Source organism: Dyella psychrodurans (genome assembly GCF_003363265.1).
GTDB classification, from domain to species: Bacteria; Pseudomonadota; Gammaproteobacteria; order Xanthomonadales; family Rhodanobacteraceae; genus Dyella_B; species Dyella_B psychrodurans.
Map to the genome: position 1 here is coordinate 29,474 of NZ_QRBF01000004.1, position 23,722 is coordinate 53,195.

General features: G+C 61.3%; 18 protein-coding genes. 12 read left to right on the forward strand and 6 right to left on the reverse strand.

The annotated features are described in order from the left end of the window. Positions 1-110: 110 nt before the first annotated feature. Complete coding sequence (locus DWU99_RS11615) at positions 111-3,254, forward strand: efflux RND transporter permease subunit (protein WP_115478229.1); 3,144 nt, start codon at positions 111-113, stop codon at positions 3,252-3,254. Between the two features lie 127 nt (positions 3,255-3,381). On the opposite strand, the gene DWU99_RS11620 is transcribed toward DWU99_RS11615, so the two are convergent. From DWU99_RS11620 to DWU99_RS11630, 3 genes are all read right to left on the reverse strand, one after another. Then, positions 3,382-6,564, reverse strand: a complete 3,183-nt coding sequence (locus DWU99_RS11620; RefSeq protein WP_147292916.1) for a TonB-dependent receptor plug domain-containing protein — start codon at positions 6,562-6,564, stop codon at positions 3,382-3,384. A gap of 526 nt (positions 6,565-7,090) precedes the next feature. Then, positions 7,091-7,456, reverse strand: coding sequence for a hypothetical protein (locus DWU99_RS11625; protein WP_199535779.1), 366 nt, complete (start codon positions 7,454-7,456; stop codon positions 7,091-7,093). A 98-nt stretch (positions 7,457-7,554) separates the two neighbouring features. Continuing rightward, complete coding sequence (locus DWU99_RS11630; RefSeq protein ID WP_115478231.1) at positions 7,555-7,962, reverse strand: hypothetical protein; 408 nt, start codon at positions 7,960-7,962, stop codon at positions 7,555-7,557. A 512-nt stretch (positions 7,963-8,474) separates the two neighbouring features. Between DWU99_RS11630 and DWU99_RS11635 the strand changes: the two genes are divergently transcribed. The 5 genes from DWU99_RS11635 (at position 8,475) to DWU99_RS21000 (ending at position 13,895) form a co-directional block, all read left to right on the forward strand. Then, the gene (locus DWU99_RS11635) at positions 8,475-10,700 is read left to right on the forward strand and encodes an NADP-dependent isocitrate dehydrogenase (RefSeq protein WP_115478232.1); all 2,226 of its coding nucleotides are present in this window, start codon (positions 8,475-8,477) and stop codon (positions 10,698-10,700) included. 153 nt (positions 10,701-10,853) lie between these two features. Beyond that, on the forward strand, positions 10,854-11,891 hold the full coding sequence (locus tag DWU99_RS11640; protein ID WP_115478233.1) for a TraB/GumN family protein: 1,038 nt from the start codon (positions 10,854-10,856) through the stop codon (positions 11,889-11,891). A 74-nt stretch (positions 11,892-11,965) separates the two neighbouring features. After that, positions 11,966-12,808, forward strand: a complete 843-nt coding sequence (locus DWU99_RS11645) for a DUF2167 domain-containing protein (RefSeq protein ID WP_115478234.1) — start codon at positions 11,966-11,968, stop codon at positions 12,806-12,808. Then, positions 12,808-13,530 carry a hypothetical protein gene (locus DWU99_RS20995; protein ID WP_158543275.1) on the forward strand — a complete coding sequence of 241 codons (723 nt, stop codon included), beginning with the start codon at positions 12,808-12,810 and terminating at the stop codon, positions 13,528-13,530. The genes DWU99_RS11645 and DWU99_RS20995 overlap by 1 nt, the downstream gene beginning before the upstream one ends. Further along, the gene (locus DWU99_RS21000) at positions 13,527-13,895 is read left to right on the forward strand and encodes a J domain-containing protein (protein ID WP_158543276.1); all 369 of its coding nucleotides are present in this window, start codon (positions 13,527-13,529) and stop codon (positions 13,893-13,895) included. The genes DWU99_RS20995 and DWU99_RS21000 overlap by 4 nt, the downstream gene beginning before the upstream one ends. 90 nt (positions 13,896-13,985) lie before the next feature. Here DWU99_RS21000 and DWU99_RS11655 read toward each other — a convergent pair whose 3' ends face one another. Next, entirely contained in the window at positions 13,986-14,930 is a 945-nt protein-coding gene (locus DWU99_RS11655; protein ID WP_115478236.1) for an aldo/keto reductase, read from the reverse strand. A gap of 363 nt (positions 14,931-15,293) precedes the next feature. Between DWU99_RS11655 and DWU99_RS11660 the strand changes: the two genes are divergently transcribed. Next, complete coding sequence (locus DWU99_RS11660; RefSeq protein ID WP_115478237.1) at positions 15,294-16,211, forward strand: LysR substrate-binding domain-containing protein; 918 nt, start codon at positions 15,294-15,296, stop codon at positions 16,209-16,211. Positions 16,212-16,231: 20 nt separating this feature from the next. On the opposite strand, the gene DWU99_RS11665 is transcribed toward DWU99_RS11660, so the two are convergent. Next, positions 16,232-17,065: an energy transducer TonB gene (locus DWU99_RS11665; protein ID WP_115478238.1), complete on the reverse strand. Its 834-nt coding sequence runs from the start codon at positions 17,063-17,065 to the stop codon at positions 16,232-16,234. Between the two features lie 174 nt (positions 17,066-17,239). On the opposite strand from DWU99_RS11665, the gene DWU99_RS11670 reads away from it, so the two are divergent. The 3 genes from DWU99_RS11670 (at position 17,240) to DWU99_RS11680 (ending at position 19,527) form a co-directional block, all read left to right on the forward strand. Beyond that, on the forward strand, positions 17,240-17,902 hold the full coding sequence (locus DWU99_RS11670) for an NYN domain-containing protein (protein ID WP_115478239.1): 663 nt from the start codon (positions 17,240-17,242) through the stop codon (positions 17,900-17,902). A 171-nt stretch (positions 17,903-18,073) separates the two neighbouring features. Beyond that, positions 18,074-18,976 carry a class I SAM-dependent methyltransferase gene (locus tag DWU99_RS11675; protein ID WP_115478240.1) on the forward strand — a complete coding sequence of 301 codons (903 nt, stop codon included), beginning with the start codon at positions 18,074-18,076 and terminating at the stop codon, positions 18,974-18,976. Between the two features lie 14 nt (positions 18,977-18,990). Continuing rightward, entirely contained in the window at positions 18,991-19,527 is a 537-nt protein-coding gene (locus DWU99_RS11680) for a pseudouridine synthase (RefSeq protein ID WP_115478241.1), read from the forward strand. 83 nt (positions 19,528-19,610) lie between these two features. Here DWU99_RS11680 and DWU99_RS11685 read toward each other — a convergent pair whose 3' ends face one another. Next, positions 19,611-20,396, reverse strand: a complete 786-nt coding sequence (locus tag DWU99_RS11685) for a TatD family hydrolase (RefSeq protein ID WP_115478242.1) — start codon at positions 20,394-20,396, stop codon at positions 19,611-19,613. A 267-nt stretch (positions 20,397-20,663) separates the two neighbouring features. Here DWU99_RS11685 and gspE point away from each other — a divergent pair, with 267 nt between their 5' ends. Both gspE and gspF read left to right on the forward strand, forming a co-directional pair. Continuing rightward, positions 20,664-22,397, forward strand: a complete 1,734-nt coding sequence (gspE, locus tag DWU99_RS11690) for a type II secretion system ATPase GspE (RefSeq protein WP_115478243.1) — start codon at positions 20,664-20,666, stop codon at positions 22,395-22,397. An 81-nt stretch (positions 22,398-22,478) separates the two neighbouring features. Then, a complete protein-coding gene (gene gspF, locus DWU99_RS11695) occupies positions 22,479-23,696 on the forward strand; it encodes a type II secretion system inner membrane protein GspF (protein ID WP_115478244.1) in 1,218 nt (405 codons plus the stop codon). The last annotated feature ends 26 nt before the right edge of the window (positions 23,697-23,722 follow it).

The window sequence follows — 23,722 nt, forward strand, 5'->3', positions numbered from 1 at the left end:
GCCATCAATCTTGCGGCAAGCTCGCACTACCGTTCCTCAACCTTCATCTACTTGCAGCGGAGAGGGACGAGAAGCCTCAACCTTTCCGCCCCTCGCACGTTGTTTCAAGCATGAACATCTCAGGCCCCTTCATTCGTCGCCCGATCGGCACCTCGTTACTGGCGATGGGGGTCTTCGTGATCGGCGTGATCTGCTATTCGCTGCTGGGCGTTTCGGCCTTGCCGGATATGCAGTTTCCGGTGATTTTCGTCTCGGCCAGCCAGGCCGGCGCCAGCGCCGACAACATGGCCGCCACGGTCGCCGCGCCGCTGGAGCGTCATCTGGGTCAGGTGCCGGGCATCGACACCATGCGCTCGTCCAGTTCGCTGGGCAGCACGGAAATCTTTTTGATGTTCAACGCCGGCCGCAACATCGACGATGCGGCGCGCGACGTGCAGGCGGCGATCAATGCGGCGCAACCGGATTTGCCTACCGGCCTCAACAGTCCGCCGAGCTATGAGAAGGCCAATCCCAACGACGATCCGATCATCGTCTTTGCCCTGACTTCCGAGACGCAATCGGCGCGCGATCTCTACGACGTGGCCGATTCGCTGCTTGCGCAGCGCGTGCGTCAGCTCAAAGGCGTGTCCGAAGTGGACATTACCGGTGCGGCCACGCCGGCGATACGCGTGGATGTGAATCTGCGCGCGCTCAATGCGATGGGCATTTCACCCGATCAGTTGCGCAATGCGCTTACCGCTGCCAACGTGTTCGAACCGCAGGGCTTCCTGTCCGACGGCAAGACCACCATGGCCGTGCAGGCGAACGATGCGCTGCATACCGCCGACGATTTCGCCAATCTGGTGATCTCGACCAACGGCAAGGGCGTGCCCGTGCGTCTCAAGGACATCGCCAACGTCTACGAAGGACTGCAGGACGCTTATCAGGCCGCGTGGTTCCAAGGCAAGCCGGCCATCCTGATGTATGTCTACAAGCAGTCCAATGCCAACATCATCGGCACGGTCGACCGCGTGAAGGCGGAGGTGCCATTGCTGCGCAGCTACCTGCAGCCGGGCACTACGCTCACCCCGTATTTCGACGACACGCCCACGATTCGTGCGTCGCTACACGAAGTGCAGGCGACCTTGCTGATCAGCCTGGCGATGGTGGTGATGGTAATGGCGCTGTTCTTGCGCCGCCTGGCGCCTACGCTGATCGCCGCGATCGCGGTGCCGCTGTCGCTGGCCGGTGCCGCCGTCGTCATGTACGCGATGGGTTTCACGCTCAACAATCTCACCTTGCTGGCACTGGTGATCGCGATCGGCTTCGTGGTGGACGATGCGATCGTGGTGATCGAGAACATCATTCGCCATATGGATCAGGGCATGACGCGCATGGAAGCGGCGCTCGTCGGTGCGCGCGAGATCGGCTTCACCATCGTCTCCATTACCTTGTCGCTGGTGGCGGTGTTTATCCCGTTGTTGTTCATGGGCGGCATCACCGGCATGTTCTTCAAGGAATTCACCATGACGCTGGTGGCGGCGATCATCATCTCCGCGCTGGTGTCGCTCACGCTTACCACGTCGTTGTGCGGCCACTTCCTCAACGGGCACGACGAAACGAAAAAGCCGTCCAAATGGGGTCTTGCGCTGGAGCGTTTCCACGAGGGCATGCTGAAGATCTACCAGGTGTTGCTGGATTTTTCGCTGCGGCACGCGCTGTTGCTGTCGCTGACGCCGTTGATGCTGATCGGCGTGACGGTGGCCATTGCCATGTCCGGCCAGATCAAGACCAGCTTGTTCCCGACGCAGGACACCGGCCTGTTGCGCGGTCGCGCCACGTCCGGCGCCACGGTATCGTTCCAGGATTCGGCCAATCGCCAGCAGCGGCTGATCGACATGTTGCTGCACGACCACGACGTCGCGGTGGTGGGTTCGCGCCTGGGCAGCACGCGCCAGGGTGCGGCGGGCAGCTTCGATATCCAGCTGAAAACGCACGCCGAGGGCCGCAAGGACGATACGTTCGCGGTGCTGGCGCGGCTCAGCAAGAAGGCGGCCAAGTATCCCGACCTCAACGTGCGCCTGCGCGCCATTCAGGATCTGCCCAGCTTCGGCGGCGGCGGTACCAATCAGGGCGCGCAGTATCAGATTTCCCTGCAAGGCAACGACACGGCGGAACTGCAATTGTGGCTGCCCAGGCTGGTCGACGAGCTGCGGAAAAATCCCAAGCTGCGCGACGTGGGTAGCGATCTGGACGATGCCGGCTTGCAGCAGAACATCGTGATCGACCGCGACAAGGCGGCGCGCCTGGGCGTGAATGTCGGCACGATCGATTCAGTCGTCTATGACTCGTTCGGCCAGCGTCAGGTCAGCACCATCTATTCGGATCTGAATCAATACAAAGTCGTGGTAAATGCGTTGCCGGGACAAACGGCGACGCCGAGGGCCATCGACGACGTGCTGGTGCCCGCCACGAAGGGAACGATGGTGCGACTGTCGGCATTTGCGCACCAGGAGCCCGGCCTCGCGCCGACGCAGGTGTCGCACATGAACCAGTACACCACGATGGATCTGAGCTTCAATCTCGCGCCGGGTTCGAGCATGGGCGAGGCGCTGCAGATCGTGCAGGCGACAGCCACCAACATGCGCATGCCGGGCGACATCAAGCTCAACATCGGCGGCGACTTCCGCCGCTTCCAGCAATCGCAAAGCGGCATGTTGTGGCTGGTGTTCGGCGCGATCGTGACGGTCTACATCGTGCTCGGCATTTTGTACGAGAGCCTGATTCATCCGGTCACCATTCTCTCGACCCTGCCAGCGGCCGGCGTCGGCGCATTGCTGGCGCTGTGGTTCACCAACACGGAATTGTCGATTGTCGCGCAGATCGCCTTGGTGTTGTTGATCGGCATCGTGAAGAAAAACGCGATCATGATGATCGACTTTGCGCTCGTGGCGCAGCGCGAGCACGGCAAGTCGCCGTTGGAAGCGGCGCGCGAAGCCAGTCTCGTGCGTTTCCGCCCGATCATGATGACGACCATGGTGGCGATTCTCGCGGCACTGCCGATTGCGATCGGCCTGGGCGAAGGTTCCGACCTGCGTCGTCCGCTGGGTATCGCACTTATCGGCGGACTGCTGATCTCGCAGAGCCTGACCTTGCTCAGCACGCCGGCGCTTTATGTCATCTTCTCCTGCCTGAGTGAGCGCTGGGCGGCCAGGCGTGCGCGGTGGCGCGGGCGTCATGGCGTGAGTCCCATTTCGGCCAAGGAATTTGGCTGAGCGACTGGATCGTGCCTCATGTGTCGTAAGTGCACGTCAATGTTCTGTGCGCATATAAAAACCCTCCCCTACATGCAGGGGAGGGTGCGGGTACGACAACACTCGTCGCTCTGCTGAATGAGCAGCGCTAGAAGAACTTCTGCTCGTATTTCAGGTAAACCACGCGGCCGATGTCGTATTGCGGGTTGTACGGAAACTGGCTGTAGCCGTCGGTTCCGGTGGGCCCCAGCGGACCTGCCACGCTGAACACGCCGGTGTACGACAGCGGTGCCTTGCGGTTGAAGATGTCGGTGGCGCCGACCGCAATGCGTCCATGCCAGGGTGCGTCCCAGTTCAGCTGCAGATCGTTGAACGCGATGCCGCCTTGCACATTCAGGCCGTTCGGCGAGTTGACCAGGTCCTTGTTGGGATTGTTGCAGGGGAACACTTCGCTCAATGCGGGGTTGGGCGGAATGCACGGCTCCGACAGCGATGAGTAGTAACGGACCGTCCAGGTCGCGCCGAAATGCTTGTAGCTCCAATTCAGATTGACCGTGGAGCGGAAGCGCCAAATCGGGCCAAGCACCGTGTCGTAAGCGCCGAGCGTGTTGGAAATGACCGGGCCGCCGTGCGTGATTTGCTCTTTCACCGAATTGATATAAGTGCTGTTCGAATCGATCTTGAACTTGCCGACGGGCGTATCCGGGAAGAGATAACTCAGGTCCAGATCGTCGCCGCGCTCTTCCACGAAACCCTCGTTGACCAGTGCCTGCAGCAGATCGATCACTTGTCCATAGGCCGGGCCCGCCGCAGTCGTGCGCTGGAATTGCGAGCATTGCTGCGATTCGCCCAGCAAGTAGCAATTGTCGAGAATGCTGCTGGCCGTCGGCAAGGTGATGACGTTGGCGATCCGGATGCGGTACCAATCCAGCGTTATGTTGAGGCCGGTCAGGTAATGCGGGCTGTAGACGATGCCCGCCGTGTAACTCCTGGACGTTTCCGGCTTCAATGCCGAATTGGCGCCGGTGAAGTACGGCGTGGTACTCGTGAAGTTCGGCGCCGGCACCGGTGAACCGTTGGCAGTGAGTTGCGTGAAGCCGGCAGGCAATGCAGGCAGTCCGGCGAAGCCGTTCAAGCAACGCTGCTTCACGACGGGATTGCCCGTCAGGCCGAAATTCACGTCGCATGGATCGGTGTACGTCGTAAAACTCTGCATCGTGCCGCCGTACAGATTGGCGATGGCGGGTGCGCGGAAGCCCGTGCCATAGCTGGCGCGGACAAGCACGTCGGTGATTGGTTGCCAGGACAACTTGAACTGGTTGTTATTGGTGTTGCCGAAGTTGGTGTAGCGCGAGAAGCGGTGCGCAAGGTCGAAGTTCAGCAGTTGCGCGCCCGGCATATCCTTCAGCACCGGGAAGTTCATTTCCAGATACGCCTCATTGAGGCCATAAGAACCGCGTCCCGGGTTCTGTTGCAGATTGGTGTTGAGTCCGAGCTGCGTGTACTGATCGGGCGTGGCGGCACCGGATACGCCGCGATGGTCGGCGCCGATCGCGAAGGTCGCATCGCCGCTACCCAACGATTCCGGGAACGTGAACATGTCGCCGCTCAAATCGACATTGGCGATCTTCATCTCGCTGTGGGAAGCGGTGCCGGCGACGATGTTGAGGTAGTTGATCTCGGCGGGTGTAAGGCCGCCCGCGCCGGAAAACGGATTGAGCGGCACGCAGCCTGCGATCACGTTGCCCGGTGTGCCGCATTGCACGACACCATTGGCGCCCAGGAACGATGGCCCGACGGCGTTGTACAAGTGGACCAAGTTGAGATTGCCTGGGCCAAAACTCGATTGCGTGTAGCGATAGTCGCTATAGCCCGCATCCCAGTTGAACTGCCTTTCGCCGATCGAGAAGTCGCCATCGAGACCCGCGCGCCAGCCGTACTGTTTGATCTTGTTGAACACGACGCGATTGGGGTACTGCAGCGGCAGATTGAACTGCACGTTGTTACCCGGCAAGGGGTTGTAATAACTGTTCGCCGACAACGTCGGGAAATACGTGGCCGGGAATGTACCCGGGGGAAGACCCAGCGCTTCAGCGAGGTGTGCACCGTTGGCCGGCGTCAATGAACTCAGCGGATAGCCGCCGATACTCACGGTCGAGTCGTTGGTGTTGTACGTGCCGATGAGGCTGGCATTGACGTGGTCGGTCACCTTGTAATCGCCCTTGAACAAGTAGGATCGCAGGCGGTTGTTCGGTATCAACGTTTCGAGGAATGCCGAGTTGGCATAGTCGTTGTTGAAGTAAGGCGACGGATATTGCACGCCGAACGTATTGACGTGGTAGTTGGCGATGTCCATGCCGTTCTGGCCCGCGTTGACCGTGAGCGGGCCATTGGCCAGCTGCGGCAGACTCACCGGCAGGCCGGTGGCCGGATTGAGGGCCCCGGTGATCGTGCCGTAAGGCGACTGCTGCTCGCTTTGCGGATAGTTCGGACCAAAGCTGAAGTAGCCGTACTTGCTGTAGGCGCGATCGTTCGCGGTCAGGCCATTGGTGTTCTGGATCGTCATGTTGACCAGGAACGAGCCCCGCGAGAACTTCTTGCCGCCGGTCAGGCTGAACTGGGCGTTCCTCCCATCGTTTCCGGGTGCATACGTGCTGTTGTAGGTATCCAGCTGCACGCCATCGAAATCCTTTTTGGTGATGATGTTGACCACGCCGGAAATCGCGTCGGAACCGTAAATGGCCGATGCGCCGTCCTGCAGGATTTCGACGCGATCGATGATCGAGCTGGGAATCGTGCTCAGATCGGTCTGACCGAAGATGTCCGTGGTCCATCGTTGACCGTCGACCAGCACCAGCGTGCGTGGCGCACCGAGGCCGCGCAGGCTCACGTACTGACCGATGATGTTACCGAGCGAACTCTGGTTACTGGTGCCTGGCGAACCTACCGAGGCCACGTTTTGCAGAATCTGGCCGACGCTGACGAAGCCTTGTTGTTGCAATGCTTCGTGCGAGAGTTCCGTCACCGGTTGCGCCGTTTCGACGTCCACGCTGCGGATCATCGAGCCGGTCACCGTGATGCCTTGCAAGGTGACGGTTTTCTGCGGTGCAGGTGCCTGGGCTTGTCCGGGTGCCGTTTGTGCAGGCGCTGCCTGTGGCGGCGAGCTTGCCGGCGGTGTTGCGTTGGATGATGAAGACGTCTGCGTTGTGACGGGTGCGGAGGAGGGTGCGGTAGTTGCCGTCTGTGCCGTGGCAACCGTCGTCAATACACAGCCTCCCACTGCTAATGCCATGCGTATGGCAATAGCGAGGTTTTGATGTCGAGTGTTCACGACAAATCCTCCCTGCGAGCTTGGGTGTGGGGACACGCATGCCGATTTCCTTCCCTGACTTAGAGGGCCACCGAGGTTGCGTTACGTGGAGGTGCGCAACCCATGAAGGTTTTATGAAGAAATCGAGGATTTCTAAAGAGCCAATTTGTTCGCGGATTCGTCGAATAAAAAACCACCGCGAAATCTTGTGCGGCGCGTGTCTCCTATACGCCGAGACAGTATTTGCAGTGTTGAAATTTATACGCGTCAGCTATGTGCGCGCCGGTCGGCGACGTGCCACGCGCGACTCCGCGCGAGCCCCAAAATCAATGCGTTATTCAAAGCCGGTGCCGACAGTAGCAACGCAGTTTGGATCAGCGGCTTTGCCGCTTGTCACAAAACATTTGCTGCAGTGCGTTATCGCCGATCGTCGCCTGGGAGCGGCGAAAGACTTTGCGTGCTTCGTCAGACGCGGATTCGCTGATTCTTTCGGCTCGAAAACGGCCTGCTTGTTAAGGCTGGATGAACCGAATGGCCGTCTAAGCGGTTAAATACGCGTAGCCATCTCGATATGCAGCAGATCGCCGCAAATCTCGCGCAGGCGGGTCAGCAGGATATGGCGATGTGCGCCGACCTCCGCGGGAATCCGTCCGATGCCGTGAAGTTCCGCGCAGCGCAATGCGGCCTGATAGGCGAGCAAGGGGCCGGGCACTTCCGAGCGACGTTGCGCATCGCCTTGCCACAGCACGGCGATCCATCCTTCTTCCCGTTCGGTGCTCGATTCGTCCACCGGCATCAGCAACGTGCCATCGACCAGCGAGAGCGCGCAGTCGTGGCCATCGGCAAACTGGAACGTATACAACGGCATCAGCTCGGCGATGTAATCGACGATGCGCTGGCTCAATCCGTTCATGCGACTCCCCTGTCCATGCTTAGCTAGCAAATACTAGCCAGTTCGGTTCGCGTGCGTCGATGTCTTCGCCTAAGTCGAAGGCATGGGCGCGAGCGTAGTCATGGCTGATTGATGGCCGACGTGAGTTCGGCGAGTTCTGATGCGGAGACGTGGCTTCTCATTGGCGCGATGCGATGCCCCTGATACAGATAAACCGTGGCCGTTCCGTCCTCGTGTTCGTACACGGAGACCTTGTCGCTCATTCCGCTCGAGTCCTGCAATTGAAATTGCAGGGTGGGGTGTTCGGGAATGTCCGCGCTCATGCCCGACCAGTTGTTGCGCGCCTGGATCCAGTGCGTCACCGCGGCGAGTTGAGTGCCGGTCAGCGTGCGGCCTGGCGCGTCATCGTCCGCAGGTTGCACGGACACCTGCGCGGACGTGAAGTCATGGACTTCGAGGCGCTGTGCGCATCCGACAAGGAGAAATAAACTCATCGACATGAAAATCGAAGCAGTGCGTCCAGACATGGCTGTCCCTTTCACAAAGCGGTTCGAGTCGTGACGGCTGGCCGGTGCTCGGGCAGGTGAATCGTCAAACTGTTGCGCGTCCGGCAGTCCTGCGCAAGTCGTCGAGCATCGAGCAGGCAACAACATCCCGGGCGGAGGAAAAGAGGGCGGCCGGCAAGGCGTTGCCCATCGTGCCGGGGAATCCGTACGCGTCCGTACGCCATGCCGGGAGGATCAGGCAAGAGCATCGTTCTTTTGCGCAAGGGGCAGAACTTGGATTTCTGCGACTCACCCCAAGCTTTGGGCCACCTCCGCTCGCGCGGAACCGGCCGCCAAGGCACACGTTGAAGACATCCCTCGCCAAGCTCTTGCAGCGCTTTCCCCTCTTCGCCGAAAACGCGACAATGAGAGGGTTTCGCGGACGTTGGCTGTCCTCCTCGCCGACCGAGCGCACAGTGCGGTGCCAGGTTTCCATCACGGTAGCCGCCTATCCCCACCCGATTTGCCGTAGCAACTAAAGGCCCACGCAGACCATGTCCCAGACGCCCAAGATCATCTACACGCTAACGGATGAAGCCCCCTACCTCGCCACGCAGTCGCTGCTGCCGATCATCAAGGCCTACACCGCCACGGCGGGTATCGCGGTGGAAACGCGCGATATCTCCCTTGCGGGCCGCATCCTGGCGCAGTTCCCGGACATTCTGAAAGATAGCCAGAAGGTTTCCGACGACCTCACCGAACTCGGCGAGCTGGCCACCACGCCGGACGCCAACATCATCAAGCTGCCCAACATCAGCGCCTCGATGCCGCAGCTGAAGGCCGCGATCAAGGAGCTGCAAGCCCAGGGTTATCCGTTGCCGGACTACCCGGAAGAGCCTAAGGATGTCAGCGACTGGAACATCCGCGCGCGCTACGACAAGGTGAAGGGCAGCGCGGTGAATCCGGTGTTGCGCGAAGGCAATTCCGATCGCCGCGCGCCGTTGTCGGTGAAGAACTACGCGCGCAAGCATCCGCACAAGATGGGCGCATGGAGCAAGGACTCCAAGACGCACGTCGCCCACATGGACGGCGGCGATTTCTACGGCAGCGAAAAATCCACGGTGGTCGAGCAGGCCACGGTCGCCAAGATCGAATGGACCGGCAAGGACGGCAGCACAACCGTCCTGAAAGAGAAAACCAACCTCACCGCCGGCGAGATCATCGACACCGCCGTGATGAGCAAGAAGGCGCTGGCCAGCTTCATCGATGCGCAGATCGAAGACGCCAAGAAGCAGGGCGTACTGTTCTCGCTGCACCTGAAGGCCACCATGATGAAGGTCTCCGACCCGATCATGTTCGGGCAGGTGGTGACCGAGTTCTACAAGGACGTACTGGCCAAGCATGCCGATACGCTCAAGGGCATCGGCTTCAATCCGAACAATGGCATCGGCGACCTCTACGCACGCATCGGTTCGCTGCCGGCCGACAAGCAGGCGCAGATCAAGGCCGATGTCGACGCCGAATACGCCAAGCGCCCGGCGTTGGCGATGGTGAATTCCGACAAGGGCATCACCAACCTGCACGTGCCCAGCGACGTGATCATCGATGCCTCCATGCCGGCGATGATTCGCGACTCCGGCAAGATGTGGGATGCCGAAGGCAAGCTGCAGGACACCAAGGCCGTGATTCCGGATCGCAGCTATGCCGGCGTATATCAGGCGGTGATCGAGGATTGCAAAGCGCACGGCGCCTACGATCCGACCACCATGGGCAGCGTGCCGAACGTGGGCCTGATGGCGCAGGCGGCCGAGGAATACGGTTCGCACGACAAGACCTTCCAGATCGCCGGCGACGGCGTCGTTCGCGTCACCGATGCCAACGGCAAGGTGTTGCTGGAACAGAATGTGGAAGCCGGCGACATCTGGCGCATGTGCCAGACCAAGGACGCGCCGGTGCAGGACTGGGTGAAGCTCGCCGTGTCCCGCGCACGTCTCAGCAACACGCCGGCCGTGTTCTGGCTGGACAAGAACCGCGCGCACGACGCGCAGATCATCAAGAAGGTCGAGCGCTACCTGAAGGATCACGACCTCAGCGGCCTGGACATCCGCACGCTGTCGCCGGTCGATGCCACCGCGTTCTCGCTGGAGCGCATCCGCAAGGGCCAGGACACCATTTCGGTGACCGGCAACGTGCTGCGCGACTATCTCACCGATCTGTTCCCGATCATGGAACTGGGCACCAGCGCGAAGATGCTTTCCATCGTGCCGCTGATGGCCGGCGGCGGTCTGTTCGAGACGGGTGCCGGCGGTTCCGCGCCCAAGCATGTGCAGCAGTTCCTGGAAGAAAACTATCTGCGCTGGGATTCGCTAGGCGAATTCCTCGCGATGGCCGCTTCGCTGGAACATCTCGGCAACCGCTACGGCAACAAGGCGGCCGGCGTGCTGGCCAAGACGCTGGACCAGGCCAACGGCAAGTTCCTCGACAGCAACAAGTCGCCCGCGCGCAAGGTTGGCGAACTCGACAATCGCGGCAGCCACTTCTATCTCGCGATGTACTGGGCGCAAGCCCTGGCCGAACAGAACGACGATGCGGCGCTGAAGGCGAAATTCGCACCGCTCTCCAAGGCGTTGACCGAGAACGAAGCGAAGATCGTCGGCGAACTCAACGGCGCGCAGGGCAAGCCGATCGACATCCACGGCTACTACCATCCGGATATCGCGCTGGTGAGCAAGGCGATGCGTCCGAGCGAAACCTTCAATGCCGCGCTCGCTACGTTGTGACCGGTGCTGCCACGCGTGAAAAACGGGGCCCTGCGGCCCCGTTTTTTTGGGCGGATGGGCGCCAGACTCGTGGCACACGACGAAGGTCGGCGATGTCGTTAAGATGATTGTGCATCGAGGATTCGGTTTCTTGCGTTCAAGGAGCAATCACGCATGCGCGTCTCCGTCGTCTTAGGGCTGCTGGCTGCGTTTCTCGTCCCGCCAGTCTGGGCGCAATCCGCGCCTGCTTCGTCCGGCACCGCGCCGGCGCCTTCGCGCGAGAACGCGAAGTTGCTCGAGACCGTCACGGTTACCGGCGAGCAACCCGGGCCGGGATTGTGGAAAGTCAGCAAAGGCGATCACGTGATGTGGGTGCTGGGCACCTTGTCCCCCTTGCCCAGGCACATGGAATGGCGGTCCGCCGAAGTAGAGCAGACGATCGCGCATTCGCAGGAAATGCTCGAAGCGCCGACGGCGGAATTGAAAGTCGACGCGGGATTTTTCAGCAAGCTCGCGTTGCTGCCTTCCGTGTATAGCGCGCGCAAGAATCCGGACGGCGAAGATCTCCAGCAAATTCTTCCATCGGACATGTATGCACGCTGGCAAGCCGTCAAACCGCAATATTTCGGCACCGACAGAAGCATCGAATACTGGCGGCCCCTGTTGGTCGCATGGAAGCTCTACCAGAAAGCCCTCGACAAGGCGGGCCTGACCAGTGCGAGCGGCGTTACGAACGCCGTACAGAGGCTGGCGGACAGGCATGACGTCACACGCACGCCAGTCAAATACGAGCTGGTGGTGGAGCACCCGGGCGAGGCGCTGGATACGATCAAGCAGACCAACCTGCACGACATCAGCTGTTTCAATCAGACACTGAACATCGTCGAGCACGACATGGGATCGCTGACCGCACGCGCCAATGCATGGTCCACGGGCGATATCGGTACCTTGCGCAGCATGTCGGTCAACGATCGCCATGAGTCGTGCCTGATCGCCGTGATCAATGCCGACGTCGCGGAGCAGATGGGGTTGCACGATTTGCCCCAGCGCATGGAGGCGGTATGGCAGCAGGCCGCCATGGCCGCCATGGCCCGCAATCCGCAGACTTTCGCCATCCTGCCCATGCGAGAAGTGCTTTCGCCGGACGGCTACCTGGCCCATCTCAAGGCCATGGGATACGCCGTGCAGTCCCCGGAAGATTTGGACCCATAGACCGCCCTCACGGAGCCCCGGCTCCTGCTACATTTGGACGGGGTACATGGAGTCATCAAACCTAGGGGGAAGGAATGAAACGGTTCTTTATAGTGCTTGTCGCGCTGCTGTTGGCGTGCGCGGGTGAAACGGCTTTCGCGCAGAGGAGTGCCATCTCGTCCCTGCCGTGGCAGATGGGTCCGACGACGGTCAAGCTTGGCGGCCATGCCTCGCTGAATGTTCCCGATGGCTATGCGTTTCTGGATCCGGCGGGAACCCGGTCGCTCAACGACGTCCTGCACAATCCGCCGGCCGAGCGGGATCAATACACGCTTGCGCCAAAAACGCTGAACTGGATTGCGTTCTTCGCGTACGAAGACATCGGCTATGTGAAAGACGACGAGAAGCTCGAACCGGATGCCATCCTGCAGTCCTATCGCGAAGGAACGGCGGAAGGCAACAAGGAGCGCAAGGCGCGCGGTTGGGACGAGCTGAACATTCTCGGCTGGAGCGCCCAGCCCGAATACGACACGCAGATCAAATCGCTGGCGTGGTCGATCCTTCTGGAAGATGCGCAGACACACCAGCACATCGTCAACTACAACACGCGCCTGCTGGGACGTCATGGCGTGATGGACGTCACGGTCGTCACGCCGCCGAGCAAGCTCGATGCGGCGATCGTCGACTTCAAGAGCACCTTGCCCGGCTTCCAGTATCTGCCCGGCGAGAGCTACGCCGAGTACCGCCCCGGCGATCGCGTAGCCGAGTATGGCCTTGCCGCATTGATCACCGGTGGCGCGCTGGCGGTCGCGGCCAAGAAAGGCTTGTTTACCGTGATCGGCGGCTTCCTGGTGGCGGCATGGAAGTTCTTGCTGATTGGCTTTGCCGCGGTAGGCGCCTGGTTCAAGAATCTCTTCAAGAAGAAACAGCAGTCCTGATGATCCTGCACGATGGGCTGCTGTTGCTGGGCGGAGTCGTCGCGCTGTATCTGTACGACTCCGCTCTGCTGCTTTATCACAATGAAGTGATTCTTGTGAGCCGACGCAGCGGATGCGACATTTCAGGCGGCTCCGCGTTCGAGCTTGGCGGCAGGCACGTGTTCCTGCCGCAACCGCTATGCCCGCATCAACCACTCTTTCGCTTGAGCTGGCCGGAGCGTGGCATGGTCGATGCGAGTCCAAAACCCATGCGTTCCCGACGCACCCGAGTGGCGTTGTCGGTGATCGCGCCCTGGACGTTGCTACTGATGATGCTGTTCGTAGTCGGCCTGCCTTACACCTTGTTCGCCTCCAGCAGCTTGGCCGCGTTGCTGGCGTGGATCGTCGCGGTATACGTGGTGATCGTGGTCACCATGATCCATGTGTATCGCTACAGGAAGGCGCTGAATCTTTCCGGTCGCGCCGTCATGGCCATCGCCCTGGATGCGGTGCTATGCGCGCCGTTCGCGTTGAACATTGTGCGCAAGATCAGTTTGCGGCAGCGCTTCGACGTGGATCTGCACTCCCTGGCGGCGACGATGTTGCCGTCGCCCGCAGTGCACGATCTCACCGACATTCTCGGTCAGCGCATCAAGGTCAGCCTTGGATTTGTCGAGCCCGACAGCACCGAATCGCGCGCGCTGAATGCTTATCTCAACTCTTTCGAGGATCTGCGGAAATGACGGCTGTCGATATCGTGGTGATCGCGGCGGGCCTGTTCTTTGGCTATCGCCTCGTCAGCAATTATCTGACGCCCAATACCGGCGACGGGCAGTCTGGCACGCGTGCCCGCCATGAGCCGCCGCGACAGGACTGGGAGAAGCATTGGGAGCCGGCTGCGTCGAAAGCGCCGCCGTGGTTCGAGGTGCTCGACGTTGCGGAAACGGCCAGCGCGGCTGAGATAGAACACGCGTATCGCGTGAAGATCAGCCAATACCATCCTGACAAAGTCGCTCAGCTTGGTGATGATATAAGGCGGCTCGCCGAGACGAAATCCAAGGACATCAATGCGGCCTACGATATGGCGATGCGTCTGCGAAGGCAGTAGTCCCCCATGCTGCGCATCGTCCTGCCAAAGCCGGAACGATGCACCGAAGGCTCTTTGAGCTTTGTACGACGTCGAAAATACGTGCAGGCGCTACGCGCTGGCGCGATCGAGTGCGCCGATTTCGTCGACGCTGAGAGACAGCCTTGCCGCACCGATCAATTCCTGAAGCTGCTCAACGCTTGTAGCGCTCGCGATGGGCGCGGTAATGCCCGGACGAGCCATAAGCCACGCGAGCGCGACCTGCGCCGTCGTCGCCTTGTGCGCGGCGGCGATATCGTCCAGAACGGCGAGCACCTTCAAGCCCTGCGGATTGAGGTACTTCTTCACCGCCCCTCCGCGTGCGCTGCTCTTTGCCAGATCCGCTTCGCTGCGGTATTTGCCGCTGAGAAAGCCGCTGGCTAGCGCGTAGTAGTTGATGACCCCGATGTTTTCCTGCCGGATCAGCGGCTCCAGTTCCTTTTCGTAACCGGCGCGACTGACGAGGTTGTACTCGGGCTGCAGGCTTTCGTAGCGTGGCAGGTTGTGGGCTTTCGACACCTTCAGCGCCTCGGCGAAGCGGTCGGCGCCGTAATTGGACGCGCCAATGACGCGCACTTTGCCTTCCTCGATCAATCGTGCGAACGCGCCCAAGGTTTCGCTCAACGGCACCGTCGCATCGTCCTCATGCGACTGATATAAATCGATGTGATCGGTTTGCAGGCGTTTGAGCGAACCTTCCACGGCCTCGCGGATATTCATGGGCGACAGCCCGCGATGCTCCACCCACTTGGCCACCTTGGTCGCGATCGCGACACGATTGCGTTTGCCGCTGCGGGTGAGCCATTTGCCGATGATGGTTTCCGATTCGCCGCCGCGGTTGCCCGGCACCCAGGCGGAGTAGACATCGGCGGTGTCGATCAGATTGAAGCCGGCATCGACAAACGCATCCAGAAGTTCGAACGAACGCTGTTCGTCAACGCTCCACCCGAACACATTGCCGCCGAAGGCGAGCGGTGCGATGGAAAGGTCGGAGCGGCCCAGTTGGCGCAATGGCATGGAAAGTCCTCGGAATGGAGTGCGCGGGAGTGCCGCTACGCGGCGGCACAAGACTATTCCGAGGTGGGTGCCCGAGCGCGTGAATCAAGCTGAGCAGGCGCAGTCTCTTTCGTTGCAGCGGTCGGACAAGGGAAGTTGGGCGACGTCCACTTCGATTTGGCTGGCCGTCGGGCGACCGCAGGACGCCGCGTCCGGGCGCCAAGCGAGTTGGGTGGGCGTTGCGTATCCGTGCAGAAACAGCAGGTCGATCCATGGCGAGCGCATGGCGGGTTCCAATCCGGGGTTGGGGAGTGCTCAAGGTAATGGCATGTCCCGACCCGAAAAAGCGATATATTCGCAAGGCAGATTTGAGGGATATTCAACATGAGTCGAGTTCCACTCAGTCTCTTGCAGCAATTCGTGCATGTGGCACGTTTGGGCAATCTTTCGCGCGCGGCGGATCAGGCCAACCTCACCGTAAGCGCGCTCAGCCATCAGATGCGCCAGTTGGAAGAACGCCTGGAGCGGCGCCTGTTCGAGCGTGGCCCACGTGGCGTCACCCTTACGGTGGAAGGCTGCGAGTTGCTCGAAGCGGTGGGCGAGCATTTCGACGGCATCGAGCATGCGCTGTCGCGCTATCGCGAGCGTCGCCACGATGCGCTGAGCCTGAGTGCGAGTCCCGGCATTACCTCCAGCTGGCTGATGCCGCGACTGCCGCGATTGCTGGCGGCGTATCCCGAGCTGCAGCTCAATCTGCAATCCACGTCCGCGCTGGTGAATTTCGAACGCGAGGCGGTCGATGCCGCGTTGCGTTACGGGAAAGGCGAGTGGGAGGGATTGCGCAGCGAGTATCTGTTCGGGGAGTGGATTGCGCCGGTGGCGGCGCCGGAGCTGGTGGAGCGCATGGCCGGCGCCGATCCGCTCGATCTGACGCGGTGGCCGTTGATTGGTGATCCCAATCGCAACAATCGTTGGAACGATTGGTTTGCGCACTACGGCGGACAGCCGCCGCACCGTTACGTGGCGCACGTCGATACCGTGGATGCCTTGCGCCAGGCCGCGCTCGAAGGACTGGGCGTGGCGCTGGGGCGCATGGTCACGTCCAAGTCGCTGATCGATGCCGGCCGGTTGGTGGTGCTGGGCGATCGCTATCTGCCCGTGCCCGAGGCGTATTACCTCGTGTATCCGCCGCGTTCCGAAGATCATCGTGGCATGGCCACATTTCGCCAATGGCTGCTCGAAGAAGCCGACAGCTATTGTCGCCAGATGCCGCAACTGCGTCGTGACGACGCAGTTGCATGATTCGTCGGCGACGCGCCGTCCTACGGGGCGAGTGGCGTTGCCAGGCTCAAGTTCGGGTCGAGCTGCGTAAGGCCCTGAGTGGGGATGGCATCCGGAGTGACGGGCGCGGCGTGCTCGGCTTGCAGCCACGCAATCGGTTGACGCGGACCGGGAATATAACCTTCCCACTTGCCGTACGTGTCCTCGTCGTGCCCCAAGGTGTGGATGTTGAAATTCACGGGGACACGCACGTACCAGTAGGGGTAAGAAGTCTGCTTGCCCGTCGTCGGCGTGTTGAAAGTCCATTCCCTTGCTGCTTTTAACGCCGCATCTTCTAGCAGGCCCCGGTAGTAGCGCATCTGATTCTCGCTACCGTATTCCCCAAGATTGACCTGTTCGGCGGCGACATCTTCCACTTGCCCTTGTTTGCCGATGCGCAGCAGCAGAAAAACGGTGCCGTCGACTCGCGCATCGACCGCCGTTCGCGGATAGCGAGGCGTGGTGATGTATTTCTCGCTGACAATATCGCTGCTCTTGTCGCCGGTCTCGCCAAAGGTCGCGCCGATGATGCCGATGGAATTGTGTGTGTCGTCGACGCGTTTCGCGAGGATGCGCAAATTCATGCGTGCGCGTTCTATCACGGCAACTTTGTCATCAAGCTTGAATTTCCAGCTTGGTACGTTGTTTTTGATGAGTTGAAGGACGACGAGAGGAATTTTTTCCGGGTGATCGATGGAATAGTCGTGCACGCTGCCGTCGGGCATGACTTCGATCCATCCTGTCACCAGCATGCTGGCTTCAGCGGTTTTGCGAATGTCGCTTGGTCCGGCGGCCAACACTGCGCTCGACATCGCCGCACACAGCAGTGCGGCCATCCAATGCTTTGCGTACATAGGTCCCCCCTGATGTAGTCCGAGTATAGCGTTGTGTGCAGCAAGGAAATGACGGGGCGCGCCGACAACCCCCACGACGCATCCACGTAGAATACGCAGGCCGACCACCTATAGGTCGACACCAACAGCCATCCGCAACATCCATAAGGATTTCCTATGTCCAGCACCGCCATCCTCGTCGACGGCGCCTTCTTTCTTGCCCGTTACCGCAAGGTCTGGGCCGACCGCGATGCCAACGACGCGCGCACCGTGGCCAAGACCGTGTTCGGCATGGCGCTCGAACACCTCAAAGCGCTGGATCGTCCCCGCGAAGCGCTGTATCGCATTTTTTTCTATGACTGCCCGCCGCTGGAAAAGGTGCTGGTGAAGCCGATCAGCGGCGAGAGCATCGACTTCTCCCGCACCGCCGCCGCCTCCTTCCGGCGCGACCTGCACGACCAGCTGCGCCGCCAGCGCAAGATGGCGTTGCGGCTCGGTCGACTGGCCGATCGCGGCGAATGGAAGCTCAGGCATCAGGCCTATCAGCAACTGCGCGACGAGTCCCTGTACTGGGATGAGCTGGGCGACGAGCATTTCGAACCGGATATGCGCCAGACGCAGGTGGATATGAAGATCGGCATCGATATCGCCGCGCTGGCTTACAAGAAGCAGGTGGACCAGATCATCCTGGTCGCCGGCGATGCCGATTTCATTCCGGCCGCCAAGCTGGCGCGCTACGAAGGCATCGATTTCATTCTCGATCCCATGTGGCAGGGCATCGCGCCGGACTTGCACGAGCACATCGACGGCCTGCAATCGGTCTGCCCGAGGCCGTTCTAACTCGACGAGTCTTTGGATGACGAGGCTGCAACCCGGCCTTCTTGGGCCGGGTCGTACGCGCACGTGTTGGCAGAGTGGTCGCGCAGTTGACGTAAATTAAATGTAAAATGTCGACGCTTGCTGTACACGACCGGCGGTAACCTGCCGCGGACACCGTTGTAAGGAGTTGTCATGAAAATCAGGCTTGCCTTCGGATTGACCGCCGTCCTGCTGCTCGCTGGCACGGCTCACGCGCAGCAAGCGGGGCAGGATCAGCCCACGGGTGACCTGGTGCCGCCGACCAGTGCCAGCGATTTCACCGCCAACCAATTGGACGCCGTATTGGCCGGTTCCTGGCGCTCGGCTACCAACAAGGCGCGCGATGTCTATCGCCATCCCAAGGCGACCTTGCAGTTCTTCGGCCTTCAGCCCGACCAGACGGTGATCGAGATCACCCCCGGCGCGGGCTGGTATGCCGAAGTGCTCGCGCCGCTGTTGCGCGACAACGGCCACTACATCGCCGCGGTGGCCGACAACAACGCCGAATCCAAGCAGGACGCGGCCGCGTTGCGCACCAAGTTCGCGGGCGACTCGGCCGAATACGGCAAGGCGAGCATCGTCACGTTCAATCCGCAGTCGCCGATGTTTGGCCGTGCCGGGTCCGCCGACATGGTGTTGACCTTCCGCAACGTGCATAACTGGGCGATGGCCGGCACGGCGCAGGCGATGTTCAAGGCTTTCTTCGCAGTGCTCAAGCCCGGTGGCGTGCTCGGCGTGGTCGATCATCGCGCGGCGCTTGGCGCGACGCTGGATTCGGTGAAGGGTTCGGGTTATCTGCCGACCGACTACATCATCAAGCTCGCCACCGATGCCGGCTTCAAGCTGGATGCGCAGAGCGACATCAACGCCAATCCCAAGGACACCAAGGACTATCCGAAAGGTGTCTGGACCTTGCCGCCGACCTTGGCGCTGGGCGATCAGGACCGGGCAAAGTACCTGGCGATCGGGGAGTCCGATCGCATGACGCTGCGCTTCGTGAAGCCTGCTGCGAGCAGTGCGTCGCCCGGTTCATCCTCGAGTGCGGCGACGCACTGAGTGACTCCCCTCGCATGCTGATCGCGCTGAACAAGCCGTTCGGTGTGCTGTGCCAGTTCACCACCAACGATGGACGTCCGACGCTGGCCGATTACGTGCGCCAGAAGGACGTCTATCCGGCGGGTCGGCTCGATCACGATAGCGAAGGTCTGCTGCTGCTTACGGACGACGGTGCGCTGGCGCATCAGCTTACCGATCCGCGGCACAAGCAACCCAAGACCTATTTGGTGCAGGTCGATGGTGCGCTGACTGATGACGCGCTGCAGGCGTTGCGTCGCGGTGTGGTCTTGAACGACGGACCGACGCTGCCGGCGGTTGCCGAGCATGCCGACGAGCCGGCGTGGTTGTGGCCGCGCGATCCGCCCGTGCGTTTTCGCAAGAGCATTCCCACCAGCTGGTTGACGATCACCTTGCGCGAAGGGCGCAATCGGCAAGTTCGTCGCATGACGGCAGCGGTCGGGTTTCCGACGTTGCGGTTGATACGTGTGCGGATCGGTGGCTATGCGCTGGAAGGTCTGCCGCCAGGCGAGACCAGAGTTCTCGCATCATAAAGGTGTCCCCACTTCCCTCGCCGGAATGATGGAAGAGCGTAGGGGTTTCGCACTTTGAAGTGACGAAACAAATGGGGGTTTATTTAAAGTCCGAAGAACGCAGTGGCCGTCGCAGTGCTGTGGGCCGCGGTCATCTCCACGGGCTCGCCACGATCGCGCGCGATTTCCTCGCAGATGTGCTTGAGATACATCGGTTCGTTGCGCCGATGGCTCGGCTGCGGCCGCACCGTGCGCGGCAAGAGATAAGGCGCATCCGTTTCGATCATCAAGCGATTGGCAGGAATCTCGCGCACGAACTCGCGCAGGTGCGTGCCGCGTCGCTCATCGCAGATCCAGCCCGTGATGCCGATATGGCAGTCGAGCGCGAGATAATCGCGCAACGCTTCGCGCGTGTCGGTGAAGCAATGCACGACCGCGGCGGGTACCTTGTCGCGGTAACGCGAAAGCATGGCGACAAAATCGTGATGCGCATCGCGCTGATGCAGGAACAGCGGCTTGCCCACATCGACGGCAATCTGCAGCTGTCGTTCGAATACCCGCAACTGCACATCGCGCGGAGAGTAATTACGGTTGTAGTCCAGTCCTGTTTCGCCGACCGCGCGAACTTCGGGCGCACGCGCAAGTTCGCGCAAGCGAGCGTCCGTCACATCGCTGTAGTCGATCGCATGGTGCGGATGCACGCCGGCCGTGGCATGCAGCATCCCGGGATGGGCGCGAGCCAGATCGAGGGCGTGTTCGCTGCCGGCGTGTGACGCGCCGGTGACAACCATTTGCACCACACCATGCGCCCGGGCACGGTCGAGCACGGCGTCGAAATCGTGCCGGAACGACTCATGGGTAAGGTTGGCCCCGATATCGACGAGCTGCATGCGAACCCTTTCAAAGCTTTTATTGTCTCATCCAAGGGTGCCCCGATCCATCCGGTGCCGCTGACATCGCCGATTTGGATCGAGTCGTCCGGACCTTACCGCCCAGTCGCAGCATGAACGGCCGGTCACACTGCGCGCAGGCGCCGCCCGACAAGGCTCGCCAGCCGCTTCACGGTTGTGTTACGAATGGGATTCGCCTGTTCGACGCGAAGGGAAGCCGGGTGGGCCGGCGTTGTATTGAGACGTTAGTCACAAGCGGGGTGGAATATGTCGGCAGTCGTAAAGCCGGCGTCCTTAGGGGCGATGAAGGCCACGGATGACCATGAAGAAGCAGTGTGTGCCCTGCTGGTCGAGCGTGGGCGCCTGAAAGACAACGATCTGGCACGTGCCCGGCGCCTCCACGAGGAGGCCCCCGAGGGCACCCTTACGGCATTGCTGGCGCGTCTGGGGCTGATGTCTGAGCGCGATCTTGCCGAAGCCTGGGCCGAGCGCCTGCATGCCCCTCTGCTGGCGGCGCGCGAGGCGCCGGACATGCCGCCCGCGGATATCGACATTTCTGTTCGCTTCCTCAAGCAGCAGCACGTGGTACCGGTGCGTTTCGGCGACGACGGGCTGGCGTTGGTGGTGGCCGACCCCGCCGACCCCTATCCGTTGCATGCCGTGCGCCTGGCATCGGGCAAGCCGGTGTCGTTGTGCATCGGCTTGCGTTCGGAAATCGACGATCTGATCGAACGCTATTACGGTCAAGGTCGTTCCGCGATGGGCACCATCGTGGAAAACCTCGACGGCAGCGCGGCGGAAGAAGACGACGTGGAACACCTGCGCGACCTCGCCTCCGAGGCGCCGGTGATTCGCCTGGTCAATCTCATTCTTCAGCGCGCAGTGGAGCAGCGCGCGTCGGACGTGCATATCGAGCCGTTCGAGAACCGCCTGAAAGTTCGCTACCGCATCGACGGCGTGCTGCACGAAGTGGAAGCGCCGCCTTCGAGTTCCACCGCCGCCGTGATCAGTCGCGTGAAGATCATGGCCAAGCTCAACATCGCCGAGCGCCGCCTGCCGCAGGACGGCCGTATCCAGTTGCGCGTGCAGGGCAAGGAGCTGGATCTTCGCGTGTCCACCGTGCCGACCAGCTTCGGCGAATCGGTGGTGATGCGTATTCTCGATCGCGAAACCGTGGTGTTCGATTTCGCGTCGTTGGGTTTTACGGAAAATTTCCGCCAGCGTTTCGTGGACGTGCTGCAGCGTCCGCACGGCATCCTGCTCGTCACCGGTCCTACCGGTTCGGGTAAAACCACGACGCTTTACACCGCGCTGTCCAAGATCAACACGCCGGGCGTGAAGATCATCACCGTCGAAGATCCGGTGGAATACCAGCTCGAAGGCATCAACCAGATCCAGGTGAAGCCGCAGATCGGCCTGGACTTCGCCAATGCCTTGCGCTCGATCATGCGCCAGGATCCGGACGTGATCATGATCGGCGAAATGCGCGATCTGGAAACCTGCCGCATCGCCATCCAGTCCGCGCTCACCGGCCACCTGGTGCTTTCCACCTTGCACACCAACAGTGCATCGGGCGGCGTGACGCGCATGCTGGACATGGGCGTGGAAGATTATCTGCTCGGCTCCACCGTCAACGGCATTCTCGCGCAGCGCCTCGTGCGCAGGCTCGATCCGGACACGGCGATTCCGTATGAGGCGCCGCCCGAAGTCATCGAAGAGTTCGAGCTGGAGAAATACACCGACGAGCGTCCGATCCGCTTGTGGAAACCGGGTACCAGTACGACCAATCCCACGGGGTATCGTGGCCGTCGCGCGATCATGGAATTCCTGGTGATGAGCGATCCGCTGCGGCGCCTGGTGATGCAACGCGCCGATGCCGGCGAGATCGAACGCCAGGCGCGCGCGGAAGGGATGCGGACCATGTACGAAGATGGCATCGCCAAGGCCGTGGCAGGCATCACCACCATCGAAGAGGTGTTGCGTGTTACGCAGGAAGGATAATCGCCGCGACTGTGCAGCACGATTCCACGTCGCGCCGCAACGCTCAACCTCCCCCTGCACGCAGGGGGAGGAGCCAAGGTCATGAGCCAGTTCCGCTATCGCGCCGTCAGCGCTGCCGGCGAAATCGTGCAGGGACAGATGGAAGCGGCCAGTCTCGACGAAGTGATCGTGCGCCTGCAGGACCAGGGCCACACGCCACTGGAAGCCAAGCCTGCCGACGCGGGCGGCGAGGGCAGCGGTTTTGCCGGTCTTTTCAAACGCGGACCTTTCAACGGCGACCAGCTTGCGCAGTTCACGCATCAGCTGGCGACGTTGCTTGGCGCCGGACAGCCGCTCGATCGCGCGCTGGGCATCCTGATGGATCTGCCCGAAGGCGAGCATGCAAAAAAGCTGATCGAGCGCGTGCGCGATCGCGTGCGTGGCGGCACGCCGTTGTCGCAGGCGCTGGATGAAGAACACGGCGTCTTTCCCAAGCTCTACGTCGCGCTGGTGCGCGCCGGCGAAGTCGGCGGATCGCTGGAAGACACGCTGCGTCGCCTGGCCGATTATCTGGAGCGCTCGCAGCAACTGCGCGGCAGCATCATCAACGCATTGATCTATCCTGCGTTCCTGATGGTGGGTGTGCTCGGTTCGCTGCTCTTGCTGCTCACCTACGTGGTGCCGCAGTTCGTGCCGATCTTCCAGGACATGCAGGTACCGATTCCGTGGATCACCAGCGCCGTGCTTGCGCTGGGAACCACGCTGCAGAACTGGTGGTGGCTGATCCTGGTGCTTGTCGTGGGCAGTGTGCTCGTGTGGCGCGCGCGCATGCGCGATCCTGCGTTGCGCCTCGCCTGGCACGAACGCCTGCTGAAAATGCGCATGGTCGGTCCGCTGGTTTTGAAGGTGGAAACGGCGCGTCTGGCGCGCACGCTCGGCACGCTCGTCAAGAACGGCGTGCCGTTGCTGTCGGCGCTGGGTATTGCGCGTCAGGTCACATCCAATCGCGCCTTGGATGAATCGCTGGTGCAGGCGACCGAGATGGTCAAGGGCGGCAACGGACTCAGCCTCTCCCTGGCGCAATCGCAACGCTTTCCGCGACTGGCGATCCAGATGGTGCAGGTTGGCGAGGAGGCCGGGCAGCTCGACACGATGCTGCTCAAAGTGGCCGACACGTTCGAACTGGAAAGTCGCCGCGCCATCGATCGTTTGCTTGCCGCACTGGTGCCCGCGCTCACCATCGTCATGACAGTCTTTGTCGCGATCATCATGGCGGCTATCCTGCTGCCCCTGCTCAGCCTCACCAGCAACATTCAATGATCGGCGCTGTCCGATAGACATCCTTT